Here is a 14,896-nt window from a genome sequence, read left to right as displayed (position 1 = left end):
TAATTTTTATGTAAGGGGATGTGAAATAAGTCCCTAAAAGAAATAGGACCATTCGTTCATTGATATGTACCCAGAATCCTGGACATATGTTATGAACTAAGCGAAACACATGGATGTTATCCTGTACTTTACAGGTGGCATCCATTTTGTTTTCCGTTGTATTCTTTCATTGTTGTAATAATTTATGTATTCATCTAGTGCTTTTGAGAAACTCTCAAATGATTCATATTCTTTTTCGTAGCCGTAGTACATTTCATTCTTTAGACGTCCAAAGAATGTTTCTATAATGCAATTGTCTATGCAATTGCCACGCCTAGACATTGATTGGATAATTCCTCTGTTTTTTAGTTCTTGACGATAATAGTTATGTTGATATTGCCATCCTTGATCTGAATGAAATATTAATCCTGTAAGTGATTTGAACTTTTTAAACGCCGTCTCTAACATTCTCTTGATTTGATTTAGGTTTGGACTCATCGATAAATCATATGAAATAACTTCATTTGTGTACATGTCAATTATCGGAGATAAGATAACACTTTCCCCATGAAAAGTTAAACTGAGATACATCAGTTGTCCACTTCTGAAGTGGTGCTGTCGCTGTAAAGTCCCTATCTATTATGTTTGGTGCTACTTTGCCTACTTCGCCCTTGAATGAATGATATTTCTCTTACTAAAAAACAGAGGAATTATCCAATCAATGTCTAGGCGTGGCAATTGCATAGACAATTGCATTATAGAAACATTCTTTGGACGTCTAAAGAATGAAATGTACTACGGCTACGAAAAAGAATATGAATCATTTGAGAGTTTCTCAAAAGCACTAGATGAATACATAAATTATTACAACAATGAAAGAATACAACGGAAAACAAAATGGATGCCACCTGTAAAGTACAGGATAACATCCATGTGTTCCGCTTAGTTCATAACATGTGTCCAGGATTCTGGGTACATATCATAATCATTAAGCCGCCTTTTTTGTTTAAAGTTTTAAATCTCCGTCCTTTACAAGTCCCGCTTTTCTTATGAACATATGGATAACAGGTGTCATTACGGCAGGTAGAATAAAGGATATCATTATAAGTCCAAACCAATCAAATGAAGTGATGGCGGATTTGGCACCGCTTGTTACATCATTCACCCAACCTGTATACACTCCGATTTGGCCTACAAGACCGCAGGTACCCATACCGGATGATACTGCGGCACCATTCATTTGCAACTTGAATATACAGGTTGCAATAGGTCCAGTAATCATGGATGTAATACATGGAGCTATCCAAACTCTCGGATTCTTTACAATATTGCCCATCTGAAGCATGGATGTACCGATACCTTGTGAGATAAGTCCTCCCCACTTGTTTTCAGGGAATGAGATAACTGCAAAGCCTACCATCTGGGCACAGCAACCTGCCAGTGCGGCACCGCCTGCAAGTCCTGTAAGTCCGAGTGCGGCACAAATGGCAGCAGATGAAATAGGAAGTGTAAGCGCCACACCTACAAGAAGTGAGACAAGAATTCCCATAAGGAAAGGTTGGAGGCTTGTAGCCCACATGATAACAGTACCGAGCTTCATAGCAGCCTTTCCGAGAGTAGGTGCAAGCAGTACGGATAAAAGTATTCCGACCGAGATAGTGACAAGCGGAGTGACCAGTATATCTATTTTGGTTTCTTTTGACACCATCTTACCTGCTTCAGAAGCTATTATTGCTACAAAAAGTACGGCAAGCGGTCCTCCTGCACCTCCAAGTGCATTGGATGCAAAACCCACCGTAATCAGTGAAAACAGTACAAGCGGCGGAGTGGCAAGTGCATAGCCTATTGCCACAGCCATTGCAGGTCCGCTCATGGCACTTGCAAGAGAACCTACAGTATAGTCAACTCCTGCAATGGTGGCTACAGTGCTTGTAAGAAAACCGATATTAAACTGCTTTCCGACAGTATTGATAATAGTACCTATTAAAAGTGAACAAAACAGTCCCTGTGCCATAGCTCCCAAAGCGTCTATACCATATCTTTTTGCAGAAATAATGATATCCTTTCGCTTAAGAAATAACTTTAGCTTTTCCATAATGAACGCCTCCATTAAATTATGTTTACTTTCAGTACAATTCTAAAACTTTAAAGTAGTTTGTCAAGCTGAATTTATAACATATTTACAAAATTGACAAGAAAAATAGTACTTGACGAGAGTGAGTTATTGTGCTGTCTTTGACAGCTAAAAGGTCTGAACTCCGTATATATCAAGGGTTTCAGACCTTTTTTAATTCACAAAAGTGTAGCTGGGACTACTTACTTTTTTTGCTGTCTCGAAAGGCTTTCTTCATACTCAAATCGGTTAAGATTCCATAATCGGTACGAAATCCAAATGCTTCATGAAGTGCATCTGTTATAGCTGTTCTTGTGTAAGTGGGTAGATATCCTAACTTTTCTCCTGGACGATACATCATCATAGAGCGTAATACGTTAATAATCTCATCGCATGTATATTGTTCGCCAAGTTTTTTCTCAAGTATCCTAAATACTACCAATGAAACAAAACAAGTTATGAAATGTGCCTTTATGCGATCCTCTCTTTGAAGATAAATAGGGCGTGCACTGAACTCAGTTTTCATGATTCTGAAACATTCTTCAATTTCCCATCTCTTCTTGTTTATACGAACGATTTCTTCCGCCCCGGTTGTCTCCAGATTAGTACAAACGGCGTGGATCATTTTGGTTTTTTGATTTCTTTTATATTCCCCTTTTTCAATAAGCTTATTAGCACGGTCAATCTGGCTTTGCCTGATTTTCCGGTGATATTTTTTGTACTTTAAGGAGAATGATACAATAAGATGTTGCTCTAACGCTTTATCACCTTCTTTGACCTTTTTATTGGATAAATCTTCTTTAATCCATCTTTCCTTATAAAAGACTTTATTATAGTCTGTTTGTTCATCTAGGTTATTCAGATTAAATAATCCTGTTTCACATTGTAGTGACCAGCCTTCAGGGTCTAGGGCAAACTGATATGTACCCAAAATCCTGGACACATGTTATGAACTAAGCGGAACACATGGATGTTATCCTGTACTTTACAGGTGGCATCCATTTTGTTTTCCGTTGTATTCTTTCATTGTTGTAATAATTTATGTATTCATCTAGTGCTTTTGAGAAACTCTCAAATGATTCATATTCTTTTTCGTAGCCGTAGTACATTTCATTCTTTAGATGTCCAAAGAATGTTTCCATAATGCAATTGTCTATGCAATTGCCACGCCTAGACATTGATTGGATAATTCCTCTGTTTTTTAGTTCTTGACGATAGTAGTTATGTTGATATTGCCATCCTTGATCTGAATGAAATATTAATCCTGTAAGTGATTTGAACTTTTTAAACGCTGTCTCTAACATTCTCTTGATTTGATTTAGGTTTGGACTCATCGATAAATCATATGAAATAACTTCATTTGTGTACATGTCAATTATTGGAGAAAGATAACACTTTCCCCATGAAAAGTTAAACTGAGATACATCAGTTGTCCACTTCTGAAGTGGTGCTGTCTCTGTAAAGTCCCTATCTATTATGTTTGGTACTACTTTGCCTACTTCGCCCTTGAATGAATGATATTTCTCTTTAGGCCTTTTGCCTTGCAATCCAAGTGAATGCATGATGCGTTGTACTCTTTTGTGATTAACAATATTTCCATGTCTTAAGAGTTCTCTATACACTCTTCTTACACCATATCTGCCTTTATGCTGATCAAATATTTTCTTGATTTCTTCAGTGAGTTCAGCATTTCTAAAGCCTACAGTATCAACTTTACTGATTTCGTAGTAGTAAGTTGATTTAGGCATATTTAAACCTTTTAGTAGGTTCTTTAATTGGTATCCTTCTTCTCTGAGTGCTTTGATGATTGCTGCTTTTTCGCCTTGAGTTGCGCAGCCCATCTTTCTTGTCTCAAGGCGATCCTTTTTTTACTACTTCAATCTTTTACTACTTCAATCTCAGCTTTCATTGCCGCAATTTCTGCTCTTAGTCTGATTAACTCTTCGCGTTCTGATTCAGTTAAAGGCTTGGGTTCAATCGTTTTCTTTTTCATATCAGGGTTCTTGCTCTTACGACCTTTCTTTTTATTCACAAGACCATTGTAACCTAATTCTTTGTATTTGCGAACCCACATATATAGCATTCCATCGCTGATACCCGCAGAAATAGCAACTGAATTGTTGGATTGTCCTGCTAATACTTTAGCAACTAATTCATATTTTGCTTCAGGGGTCCACACTTTGTTATTACCTAAGTGCTTTAAAGCATCTGGTCCATTTTGTTCTTCGATACGAACCCAGTATCGAATCATTTTACGAAATCTTGTTATTTTTATCCCTTCTGGTGTTTCAGGCTAGATTCCTTGTCGATATAGCTCGATACACTCTAACTTATACTCATGACTGTAACGCATGAAAAATACCCTCCTTACTGGGTGTCCAGTAAAGAGGGTACATATCACACACTGATTGGCCCTTGAAATTATTTCTGAATATATGGCTTTATTAACTCTTTGATTTGATCAAGTGTTTTTTTTCGTTTAGATGTTTCTGATTCTGATTTAGATGTAAAACCAACTGTAAGATCAACTATTATCTTGAGCATTTCAGCATCTGAAATAGTTATATCTGCATCAGAATCATCTGAAATAGTGCTAATTAAGGACATGTTGAACAGCGTTTTATTATACACATATTCTTCAAATATACCAGAGTAGTTTGAGGTGAGAAATCTAGTTAGCGCACTAAGGCTACGAGTAGGATTTTGAAGTGGATTAGCAGACTCTAACTGAACTGTTATTTTCTCCTTTTCTATAGATAGTATCTTTAATGCCTTTTGATCTCGTGTAAAAGCAAGTCCTCTATTTATATAAGTGCAAGATTCAGAAAAAATGTCTTTGTACTTAGTGTAATCCAACGAAACGTATTTTTTTGATGGGACCAATTCCAAATTATAAATAAACATTTGAATCCTCCTTAAGAATGTTCTAAACAAAGTATAAATCAGAATATAGTAAAAAACAAGCTAATATTGTTGACAAATAAGAGAAGTGCTGTTAGTATAGTAAAAAACAAGCCAATATTAAGTGGGGTAAGTATATGACAAAGAAAGAGATTAAGGAACTAAGAGAAATGGGATATGAGACAGAAGAGGAGTTCATTGAAGAGATTCTGGGCTGTGACGAGAACTATTCTTTGGATGATTTTATGGATTCATATGATCCAGACTAAGTGACAAATGAATTAGGAAAGGAATAAGTATTATGAAAGAAAACAATTGGTATGATGATCGCACACAGCTTGAAGAAGCTATCAGATTCATTTTGGATTACAGTTGCTGTTATGGATGGAACACATTCGCAAGCAGCAAGACCCCTTGCTGTGATTATGCTGCTGAGGATGCAAATATTCCTGAGGGCCTGAAGATAGCTATAAGGCAGTGTCTCAGAAATCTCCCCAAGGCAGATCGCCAGGAGATTAACAGACAGGTCAGTTTCCTACTCGGTGAGCGCTTCTATGTCAGGGAAGATGTGATTGTAAAAATATTCAGCCGTATCTTAAGCTACGGTAATCAGGCAGAAACCAGCAAGGATATGATTGTATTTTCGCTGCAGATGCAGATCAAGCAGCGCATGGAACTTTTAGAAAAATTAACATAATGGAGGATTTTAATATGATGAACAAGTTTATCAGCTTTAATTTCAATTCTTTTAAGCCTATAGCGAAGGTTAAGCACAGTGTAAAGATTACGGAATTCTCAGATTACGTTTTTGATAAGTATGGAGAGCCAATCTGTATTGGTATCCAGGAATTTATTACCGGAGGTGGCAAGTACCTTGATGAACTGTATGAGGCATTTGGCAAGAAATATTACGTGATTACCCCGCCTTCTTTTGATTACAGGACCCACAAGCGCAGCCTTGTAACCGTAACCCTCTTAAAGAAGAGCATAGTTGAGACATATGAGGTGATCGATATTGGCCATTGCCTTCCGAACAGAACCTCTTATCTGAGGGCATATATAGATGGAGAGCCTTGGTATATCATGAACTGCTATATGGTTCAGACAGCAAATTTTTCTGGAAAAGCAGACTGGTTTATTGCCCAGCGTAAGGAACAGAAGGAGATGCTCTGGAGCGAGGTGATGGAAGAGCTTGCCAAGCAGAAGGACAGCAGAATCATTACACTGGGTGACTTTCAGGAATCATCGGATTCCAGCCATATCAAGGAATTAAAGGAACTGGGGTACAAGGAAGCTACGGCAGGACTTCCGACTGTCAGAAATGATTTCTTTGCTGAGAAGAACATTGATCATATCCTTCTCAGCGCCAGAGCATGGGACGAATTCAAACCTGCAGGATTTGCTTTGGATGGAGACCTTATTGATGAAATCTCTGATCACTGCCTGCTAGTCATTATGTCGGCATAGAAATCTCAAAGGAATAATAGAAGGATGTGCTTTCAGGATGCACCTAGCATGGGCTTCAGTCAGGTGCATTTGACGGCATTATATAAAATTTACAGAAAGAAAAAGGGATTTTCAGACTTATGCTTAATAATAGAGTGTATGATTATGATTATTGTTGAGGTGTGTTATGGCAGTACGAATAATTTATCAAATGAAGGATATGCCCCTTCTGATGGCCTGTGATATGTACGATATCATGGTGGACTCGATTGAACCGGAATCAAGGGAAGCTTATGACAAAATGATTGCAGCTATTGATTTTAAGCCGCAGGTTTCAAAAGAAGAATGCGCATTTGAAAACTGGAAAGAAACAGTCAATGACCTTAATTTTACGGGCTCTTTTGTCGATATGTTTAAGACTTCTGAGGATGATCCGTGGCCGATTGAGACTTTGTGGGCTGCGTATTATTGCCTAAACTGTATTTTGGCTTGCTGCGATGAAAATGATGAGGCCGGAGATCTGCAAGTGTTTTTCCGAAATGGAAAAAAATTCTGGGTAAAGACTGAGGGAAGACAGAGAGTCATTTTCCTTCTTCCGGAGGACTATTAGGAGGTGCCGTAGTTGGCCAATTATGTGATAAGTGACATTCACGGACATTATGATTATTACCGGAAGATGCTGGAGAAAATCGACTTCTCAGATTCGGATATGCTTTATATCTTAGGTGATGTGGTGGATAGAGGGCCGCATCCTGTTAAGATACTGCAGGATCTGATGAAGAGGCCCAATGTCTGCTGTATCGCCGGCAACCATGAGGTCATGTTCTGCGAATGCATGAAGACACTTCTGCAGGAAATTACAGAGGAGAGTATTGCAGACATCGATGAAGAAGAAATAGAGAAGCTGATTAACTGGCAGCAGAACGGATCTGTAACCACGATAGATGAATTTCATAAATTATCCAGGAGTGAGCGGAATGAAATTGCTGATTTTGTTTCTGAGTTTGAGGTCTATGAAGAAGTACAAACAGCAATGGGAGAATTCCTTCTGGTCTATGCCGGCCTTGGAAATATTGAACCGGATAAAGGAATCTGGGAATATGAGCTGGATGAGCTGGTGTGGAAGAGGCCGGATTATGAGAAGAAATATTTTGAAGATAAATTTATCGTGTCAGGCCATACACCGACACTGTTTATAGAGGAGAATCCCAGAAAGGGATTTATCTATAAATCACACAACAACATTGTCGTCGATTGCGGCTGCGGTATGCCTTATGGAAGGCTTGGCTGCTTGCGCCTTGATGACATGAAGGAATTTTATGTTGAGGAGGAAGAAGTTTAGTGCATTTTTATATAACAGGCGACACACATGGAGATTTCAGGAGAATCGAGCAGTTCTGCCTTGAGAATGATACAACTGTGGAAGATGTCATGATCATTCTTGGCGATGCCGGAATCAACTATCACCTCGATAGTAGGGACAATGAATTGAAGGAAGAACTATCTCAACTGGATATCACATTATTCTGCATTCATGGCAATCATGAGGCCAGACCCTGGGAAGCAGGGGATTACGATGAAAAGGAATGGAATGGCGGCATTGCATATGTCGAAGAGCAGTATCCTAATCTTCTTTTTGCCAAAGATGGGGAAATCTATTATTTCAATGACAGGAGTGTCATTGTAATTGGCGGGGCATATTCTGTAGATAAGTATTACCGTCTTAATAATGGGCTTATGTGGTTTGATACAGAACAACCGGATGAAACCATCAAGCAATATGTCGAGAAACAACTTGAAAAGGTTGATTGGAGTGTTGATATAGTTTTATCGCATACTGTTCCTATCTTAGCAGAACCAGTGTGGAATTTTATTCCGGGCTTAGACCAAACTACAGTTGATAAAAACACAGAGAATTTCACTGTCGGATTTGTAGAATGAAACTGAACAGGTCTATAGAATACCCTATATCTGTTTGGGTTAGGGATATTTTTGTACCACAAAAAACTCGTCCCTACTTCTTTTTAAGCCATTGCCATTAAAATTCTGTTTCTAGAATATTTAAAGTTTCGTACACCATAAGATATTTTTTTCAACACCTTTAAAGTGTTAATTAGGTATTGACAAAATATTTTTGGAAGCATATAGTAGTATATAGGTGGTTTTTAAATGCCTAATAAATATTTAGAAAGGCAATAGAAATATGGAAGATTTATTATTTAATGTGAAATGTAATTGGAAGCATGCTGCACAGGAATATGAAATAAAAAGATTGGATTCTGCACAGGATATGTCAAGATCTGCGGTCTTTGTTCGGATGGTTGATGCAGCACAGAATATCTTTAATTGGAAGGAAATACAGGTGCTACTTAGCAATGTTAAAAAGAGTGAAGACACTCCTATATTTACAAGCTTTCAGGCTCGCTATGATGAAATAACTGCGGCAAAACTTGAACAGGTGAAGAAAGATATTCTTGGGCAAATTGATACCCTAAAGGTGTTGCAGACTCAGTACCTATTACAACTGTTACAGGCTAATTATATTGAAGTCCTAAAGCAGGCATTAGTCAGTATTAAATCTGATGGTGTCAGAGACGCAGAAGTTGACTTACCAGAAATGGCAAAGATCTTTACAGAAATGATGCTGATGGACAAGGAAAGCAAAAAACTTGTGCAGATTAGAAAAATTCTTGTGGACTGGAGGAATTCGAGATGAAACAGCCAATTACACAGCTAACAAAAAAAGATGTACAAGCCCTGTGCAGAAAGCCATATTGCACCAATAGCAAGCTTATTAATGTCACAGAGCAGGAAGTAAAGGAGATGAAGGTACACTTGGAAACCCTTTACTCGGGAGAAATTCAAATGAATTTTGCTGAGAAAATTGTAGAGCGAAATAAGGAGTGGTAAGGGTGAAAAAATAAACATGGGCTATTCTCTCGTAGATACAGCAAATGCCTATGTGAATGAGCGAGCTGTAGGAAGAGGAATAAAAGAGTCAAGCACGAAGAGAGAAGATGTTTTTCTTTCAACAAAACTTTGGCCTACAGAATAGAGTTGATTATGTTGATCTTCTCTATATTCATCAGCCAGTAGGTGATTGGCTTGCTGGATATAGGCAGCTTGAAAAAGCTTATAGAGCGGGAAAAGCCAAGGCAATTGGAATTTCTAATTTTGAGGGAAAGTATCTTGTTGAACTTGAACAAAAATGGGAAGTAGTTCCTCAATTTATTCAAGTAGAGGCACATCCATATTTTACACAAAAGGAGCTTAGAAAGATCTTGGACAAATATGGAATTAAAATTATGGCTTGGTATCCATTAGGCCATGGCGACAAAGCTCTTATTAACGAACCTGTCTTTACAAAATTGGGAGAAAAGTATGGAAAATCATCTGCACAGATTATTTTGAGATGGCACACACAGATGAGCAACTTGCTCAATTTGCCAATTGGCAGCCGACTTATGAGAGATAAGGATAGGTTTAGGAGCAGCTGTGAGTGAAGAGGAGTAAGTTGAAATAATGCTACTGCAATCCCACTGGCTTTAGATGGTGGGTTAAGGTAGCAAAAAATAGATATTTGTGATGCAATAACTAGCGTTATGGGGGTATGGAAATCAAAGAATAGACACAAATATTTATTACAGTATCATATTATTTTTGTATGTAAGTATAGAAAAAAGCTTTTAGTATCAAAAGAAATATCAGATTATATAAAACAATTTTCTTATGAGATATGCACAAAGAGTAATATAATCATAAATATATGGAAACAGACAAAGACCATATACACTATATGATAGAAACTGAGCCTACAATATCCATAAGTAAAGTGGTTAATCTAATTAAGAGCTATACAACATATCATATATGGAAAAAGCATACAGAATATCTTAAGAATCATTTTTGGAAAGAACATACATTTTGGACGGATGGATATTTTGCTTGTAGCGTAGGCAATGTTTCTGAAGAAATGTTAAAGCAATATATAGAAAATCAAGGGTAGAAAGGCGGGTAAGCTTAATGTTAAAGGCATATAGATATCGGATTTATCCAAACAAAGAGCAAGAAATACAGTTAGCAAAGACATTTGGCTGTTGTCGTTTTGTATATAATCAAACCCTTGCGTACAGAAAAGATGCTTATGAAAAAGAAAAAAAGTCTGTCAGTAAAACAGATTGTAATAATTATTGCAATAGAGAGCTGAAAAAAGCTTATGAATGGCTAAAAGAAGTAGATAAATTTGCTTTAACAAATGCAATTTATAATATGGACAGTGCTTATCAAAAGTTTTTCAAAGAACATGCAGGTTATCCAAAGTTTAAGAGTAAGCACAGTAATCGTAAATCATATACAACCAATTTTACAAATGGGAATATAACTGTAGATTTTGATAGAGGAAGAATAAAGCTGCCAAAATTAAAAAGGGTAAAAATAAAATTACATAGAAAATTTTCAGGTCGGATAAAAACAGCAACTATATCTAAGGTACCAAGCGGCAAGTACTATGTGTCTGTTCTTGTAGAAACTGAACATAGTCCACTTGTAAAGACAAACGGACAAATAGGATTGGATTTAGGAATAAAAGATTTATGTATCACATCAGATGGGAAGAAATATGAAAATCCGAAGACAATTAAAAAATATGAGAAAAAGCTTACAAGATTACAAAGACAATTAGCAAATAAAACAAAGGGGAGTAGGAACTATCAGAAAAAAAGGAAACAAATAGCACTATGCCATGAGAAAATAGCTAATACAAGAAAAGATTATCTGCATAAGATTTCAAGCGAAATTATAAACGAAAACCAAGTGATAGTTTCGGAAAACTTACAGATAAAAAATATGGTGAAAAATCATAATTTAGCGAAAACTATAAGCGATGTATCGTGGTATGAGCTGACAAGACAACTGGAATATAAGTCAAAATGGAATGGTAGAAATTATATTAAGATAGATACATTTTATGCAAGTAGCCAGCTATGTTTTAGTTGTGGATATAAAAATACAAATGTAAAAGATCTAAAAGTAAGAGATTGGATGTGTCCTTTCTGCAATACAAAACACGATAGAGATATCAATGCGGCAAAAAATATATTGGCAGAAGGATTAAGACAAGTAGTATAAGAAAAAACAATAGGGCAGGGACTGCCCGAATTAACGCCTGTGGAGATAGTAGGTTGCGAGGTCAGCGAAGCAGGAAGCCCATAGGCTTTAGACTATGGGTAGTTCACATTAGATACATATCATCATGGCAATTTAAAAGAAGAGTTAATAGAAAAAGGGTTAGAGTATATAGATAAATATGGCATGGAGGCACTCTCTATGCGTAAGCTGGCGGATTCTATAGGAGTCAGTCCTGCTGCACCATATGCACATTTCAAAAACAAGGAAGCTTTTTTATCCGAAGTACGCAACTATATAACAGAGCGATTTTATTCGTCATTGACAGAGATAACGGACAATTGTTCCAATCTTTCACGGATTCTTTTGGAATTAGGTAAAAGTTATGTACTCTTTTTTTATGAGAACCCCTTGTATTACCAGCTTTTATTTTCTATTGGTGATATTGATATCGATGACTATCCGCCATTTCGCTTATTTAGAACTACAGCGGAGAAAGTGTTGAAAGGATTATTAGGTAATAAAGGTAGTAGAGCTAATAAAATGAATAATTCTATTATTCATGCAAAGGTAATTGCTCTCTGGTCCTTGGTTCACGGTCTTTCTTCTGTAGTGACGGTTAAAGGTGTTGTAGATACAGATCATCTTGAGGATGAAGTTGAATTGATTCTTAGCTCAATCAATGTATAGGGGATAATATAGGGGATGAAAATGGTAGGAATCTATCTAAGTGGTACGGGAAATACAAAACATTGTGTTCAAAAATTTCTTTCTGCATTAGATTCTGATGCAAAGTGCGTTCCAATTGAAGATAAGGAATCCATAGATACAATTCGAAATAACGGTGATATTGTTCTAGCGTACCCGACACAGTTTTCTAATGTGCCATTTATGGTGAAGGATTTTGTCATTAGGAATAAAGATTTATGGGAAGGGAAAAAGATTTTTTTAATTACCACTATGGGTGCTTTTTCTGGTGATGGAACAGGGTGTCTGGCGAGAGTTCTAAAAAGATATGGAGCGATAATTCTTGGAGGTATGCAGATTCGTATGCCTGATGCGGTTTGTGATAGCAAATTGCTGAAAAAGTCTTTGGAAGAAAACAGAAGAATCGTTCATGAAGCAGATGAAAAAATAGATAAAGCAACAAGTGATATCAAACGAGATGGCAAATATCCCAAGGAGGGCTTGAGTTTTTTTGCTCACATGGCAGGATTATTTGGGCAGAGATTATGGTTTTATAAAAAAACAGCAGATTACAACAAGAAACTTAAGATTAGTGATTCCTGTATTGGATGCGGAGTATGTGCATCAAACTGTCCTATGGGAAATTTGAGTATACAAAATGGAAAAGCAGTCAATTTTGGCAAGTGCACCATGTGTTACAGGTGTATAAGTACTTGTCCTAAGAAGGCGATTACTCTTTTGGGAAAAGAGGTAGTCGAACAATGTAGGTATGAGAAATATATTTAGAAAGAGACTTACAGACTTATATTAGAAGAAAAGCTTGCAATGCCTTTGTGCACATTGTAAAATATAGATATCTCTATATGATGAAAAAGTATTAAAGTCAACAAAAACGCAGAATGTAGATTAAAAGATTATGGGAGGTTTTCTATGGAAATTAAGTTGGAAGATTTGGATCAGGTGAGAGAACGCACAGGAGTATCCTATGCTGAGGCAAAGATGGCATTGGAGGAGGCTGATGGAAATGTTGTGGATGCCATTGTAGCGTTAGAGGAGAAGAATGCAAAGACGACAGAAAAGAACAGCGAAGTGGCGAAGGAGATTGTTGAGAAAATAAAAAAGGCCTTCAAAGAGGGAAATGTGACCAAGATTCAAATGAAGAGGGAAGGAAAAATCATCTTGTCCATTCCAGTCAATGTCGGAATCGTTGGTGGGATTGTGGGAGCTTCATTTGCACCATGGGCAATTATTCCAGCAATGTTGGCAGCTTATGGGTTTGATTGCAAATTTTCACTTGTTCGAGACGATGGATCAGTTGAAGATATAGAGTGATTTATATATATATCTAGTTAATTGATGATAATTGATGATTTCGTTTGGTATTTACGGTTCGTTCATCGTTTGTTTTTATCGTTCGTTCATGGTCTATAGGTTGGAGGTGAGCTGTAGATGATTTTTTCAAGGGGGATGCGAGATAAGATCGCAAAGTATTTGAATCCGACAAGTGATATCGAAGTTCGCATGAGGATTGATGGAAATTCAGTTTATGACTATTGTTGTTTTGGGGTAGATAAAGATGGAAAGTTATCGGATGACCGATATATGGTTTTTTATAATCAGACGGCATCTCCTCAAGGTGAGATTCGATATCAAGTGACAGGCAAGGAAGTGAGATTTCAATTAAATTTGAGTCAATTGCCTCAGACAATAGATAAGTTAGTTTTTACAGCAAGTATTGACGGAAATGGGACAATGAAGGACATTAAAGAATGTTCTTTTCAGATGAGGCAAAGCGGCCATGAGGGCATTGACCTGCAGATGTCAGGGAATGATTTTCAGTCAGAGAAAGCGATTATTGTCGTTGAAGTGTACAGAAAAGGTGAGTGGCGTATTTCGGCTGTGGCCAGTGGATTTAATGGTGGTATTTCTGCCTTGCTTGCTTTTTATGGTGGAACAGAAATGACTTCGGAACAGTCACAGCAAAGTCAACAAGTAAGTCAACAGGTAAGTCAACAAGCGATTCAACCAGTCAGTCAACAAAGTCAACAAGTGGTTGAGGAAAAATCAAAGCCACAAAAAATATCCTTGAAAAAGGGAGAAAAAGTTAGCCTTGAAAAGAATGCTGGAGTGCCGATTATCATTGAAAATGGCTGGAAGGCAAAGGGAAAGGATTATGATCTAAAGGCATTGGTGCGATATCGAAATGGCAAGTTGATCTATATTGGGGCGGCCAATGCCGATGAATCGCTGCAGACACCCGATGGAGCAGTAAGGCATGGTGGGGATGTGACATGCCCTGGAAAATTGGAGCATATCGACATTACTTGGCATCCTGATATTGCATCTGTGGCGGTGAGTTCGTATTCTGCATTGGAAAATGGCACGGGTTCATTTCATCGATATGGAGTGTATGTCCGAATCAAAAATGGCGATCAGGTCATTGAAATACCCGCCGAGGACACAAGTGCAAATGACAGAAGTTATACGCTCTGCTTTGGAGAGATAGTGTATGGAGAGATGAGAAATACATTTGAAGTATCTGCACTGGAAATGTACAGTGCACCAAATTCTGAGAATAGAATCGGATACAGAGGGAATAAGGTTGTCATGGATATTGGACCGAGGGGGCAAACAAAATAAGAAAAA

Annotated in this window: 17 protein-coding genes and 4 pseudogenes; 15 read left to right on the top strand and 6 right to left on the bottom strand. The window is 37.4% G+C overall.

Going from position 1 to position 14,896, the window contains the following annotated elements; genetic code table 11:
* Positions 1 to 96 precede the first annotated feature (96 nt).
* Entirely contained in the window at positions 97 to 513 is a 417-nt protein-coding gene (locus J5A74_00505) for an IS3 family transposase (GenBank protein QUI95889.1), read from the bottom strand.
* 187 nt (positions 514 to 700) lie between these two features.
* On the opposite strand from J5A74_00505, the gene J5A74_00500 reads away from it, so the two are divergent.
* Positions 701 to 925 carry an IS3 family transposase gene (locus tag J5A74_00500; GenBank protein QUI95888.1) on the top strand — a complete coding sequence of 75 codons (225 nt, stop codon included), beginning with the start codon at positions 701 to 703 and terminating at the stop codon, positions 923 to 925.
* A 60-nt stretch (positions 926 to 985) separates the two neighbouring features.
* On the opposite strand, the gene J5A74_00495 is transcribed toward J5A74_00500, so the two are convergent.
* The 5 genes and pseudogenes from J5A74_00495 to J5A74_00475 all read right to left on the bottom strand — a co-directional run bounded on the left by J5A74_00495 (position 986) and on the right by J5A74_00475 (position 4,996).
* Positions 986 to 2,074 (bottom strand): PTS sugar transporter subunit IIC, encoded by a 1,089-nt coding sequence (locus tag J5A74_00495; protein ID QUI95887.1) that lies wholly within the window; start codon positions 2,072 to 2,074, stop codon positions 986 to 988.
* A gap of 217 nt (positions 2,075 to 2,291) precedes the next feature.
* A pseudogene (locus J5A74_00490) lies at positions 2,292 to 3,011 on the bottom strand (transposase).
* Between the two features lie 34 nt (positions 3,012 to 3,045).
* Complete coding sequence (locus tag J5A74_00485; protein ID QUI95886.1) at positions 3,046 to 3,933, bottom strand: IS3 family transposase; 888 nt, start codon at positions 3,931 to 3,933, stop codon at positions 3,046 to 3,048.
* Positions 3,864 to 4,445: pseudogene (locus J5A74_00480) on the bottom strand (helix-turn-helix domain-containing protein). Before J5A74_00480 ends, J5A74_00485 begins: the two are co-directional and overlap by 70 nt.
* Positions 4,446 to 4,513: 68 nt before the next feature.
* Positions 4,514 to 4,996 carry a hypothetical protein gene (locus J5A74_00475; protein ID QUI95885.1) on the bottom strand — a complete coding sequence of 161 codons (483 nt, stop codon included), beginning with the start codon at positions 4,994 to 4,996 and terminating at the stop codon, positions 4,514 to 4,516.
* 298 nt (positions 4,997 to 5,294) lie between these two features.
* On the opposite strand from J5A74_00475, the gene J5A74_00470 reads away from it, so the two are divergent.
* The 14 genes and pseudogenes from J5A74_00470 to J5A74_00405 all read left to right on the top strand — a co-directional run bounded on the left by J5A74_00470 (position 5,295) and on the right by J5A74_00405 (position 14,890).
* Complete coding sequence (locus J5A74_00470) at positions 5,295 to 5,690, top strand: hypothetical protein (protein QUI95884.1); 396 nt, start codon at positions 5,295 to 5,297, stop codon at positions 5,688 to 5,690.
* A 14-nt stretch (positions 5,691 to 5,704) separates the two neighbouring features.
* Positions 5,705 to 6,460 (top strand): hypothetical protein, encoded by a 756-nt coding sequence (locus J5A74_00465; GenBank protein QUI95883.1) that lies wholly within the window; start codon positions 5,705 to 5,707, stop codon positions 6,458 to 6,460.
* 166 nt (positions 6,461 to 6,626) lie between these two features.
* A complete protein-coding gene (locus J5A74_00460) occupies positions 6,627 to 7,049 on the top strand; it encodes a hypothetical protein (GenBank protein ID QUI95882.1) in 423 nt (140 codons plus the stop codon).
* 12 nt (positions 7,050 to 7,061) lie between these two features.
* A complete protein-coding gene (locus J5A74_00455; GenBank protein ID QUI95881.1) occupies positions 7,062 to 7,781 on the top strand; it encodes a serine/threonine protein phosphatase in 720 nt (239 codons plus the stop codon).
* Complete coding sequence (locus J5A74_00450) at positions 7,781 to 8,380, top strand: metallophosphoesterase (GenBank protein QUI95880.1); 600 nt, start codon at positions 7,781 to 7,783, stop codon at positions 8,378 to 8,380. Before J5A74_00455 ends, J5A74_00450 begins: the two co-directional genes overlap by 1 nt.
* 262 nt (positions 8,381 to 8,642) lie before the next feature.
* Positions 8,643 to 9,155, top strand: coding sequence for a hypothetical protein (locus J5A74_00445; protein QUI95879.1), 513 nt, complete (start codon positions 8,643 to 8,645; stop codon positions 9,153 to 9,155).
* Entirely contained in the window at positions 9,152 to 9,349 is a 198-nt protein-coding gene (locus J5A74_00440) for a hypothetical protein (GenBank protein QUI95878.1), read from the top strand. The genes J5A74_00445 and J5A74_00440 overlap by 4 nt, the downstream gene beginning before the upstream one ends.
* A 16-nt stretch (positions 9,350 to 9,365) precedes the next feature.
* Positions 9,366 to 9,942, top strand: a pseudogene (locus J5A74_00435) (aldo/keto reductase).
* Between the two features lie 99 nt (positions 9,943 to 10,041).
* Positions 10,042 to 10,445, top strand: a pseudogene (gene tnpA / locus J5A74_00430) (IS200/IS605 family transposase).
* A 17-nt stretch (positions 10,446 to 10,462) separates the two neighbouring features.
* On the top strand, positions 10,463 to 11,566 hold the full coding sequence (gene tnpB / locus J5A74_00425) for an IS200/IS605 family element transposase accessory protein TnpB (GenBank protein QUI95877.1): 1,104 nt from the start codon (positions 10,463 to 10,465) through the stop codon (positions 11,564 to 11,566).
* A 183-nt stretch (positions 11,567 to 11,749) separates the two neighbouring features.
* On the top strand, positions 11,750 to 12,253 hold the full coding sequence (locus J5A74_00420) for a TetR/AcrR family transcriptional regulator (GenBank protein QUI95876.1): 504 nt from the start codon (positions 11,750 to 11,752) through the stop codon (positions 12,251 to 12,253).
* A gap of 21 nt (positions 12,254 to 12,274) precedes the next feature.
* On the top strand, positions 12,275 to 13,036 hold the full coding sequence (locus J5A74_00415; protein QUI95875.1) for an EFR1 family ferrodoxin: 762 nt from the start codon (positions 12,275 to 12,277) through the stop codon (positions 13,034 to 13,036).
* A 144-nt stretch (positions 13,037 to 13,180) separates the two neighbouring features.
* On the top strand, positions 13,181 to 13,582 hold the full coding sequence (locus J5A74_00410) for a DUF4342 domain-containing protein (GenBank protein QUI95874.1): 402 nt from the start codon (positions 13,181 to 13,183) through the stop codon (positions 13,580 to 13,582).
* A 117-nt stretch (positions 13,583 to 13,699) separates the two neighbouring features.
* The gene (locus J5A74_00405; protein QUI95873.1) at positions 13,700 to 14,890 is read left to right on the top strand and encodes a TerD family protein; all 1,191 of its coding nucleotides are present in this window, start codon (positions 13,700 to 13,702) and stop codon (positions 14,888 to 14,890) included.
* Positions 14,891 to 14,896: the final 6 nt, after the last annotated feature.

The sequence above is a fragment of the Lachnospiraceae bacterium oral taxon 096 genome (assembly GCA_018141845.1).
Lineage (GTDB): Bacteria > Bacillota > Clostridia > Lachnospirales > Lachnospiraceae > F0428.
Note: the sequence above shows the minus strand (reverse complement) of the source record. Positions and strands in the feature narration are given on the sequence as shown.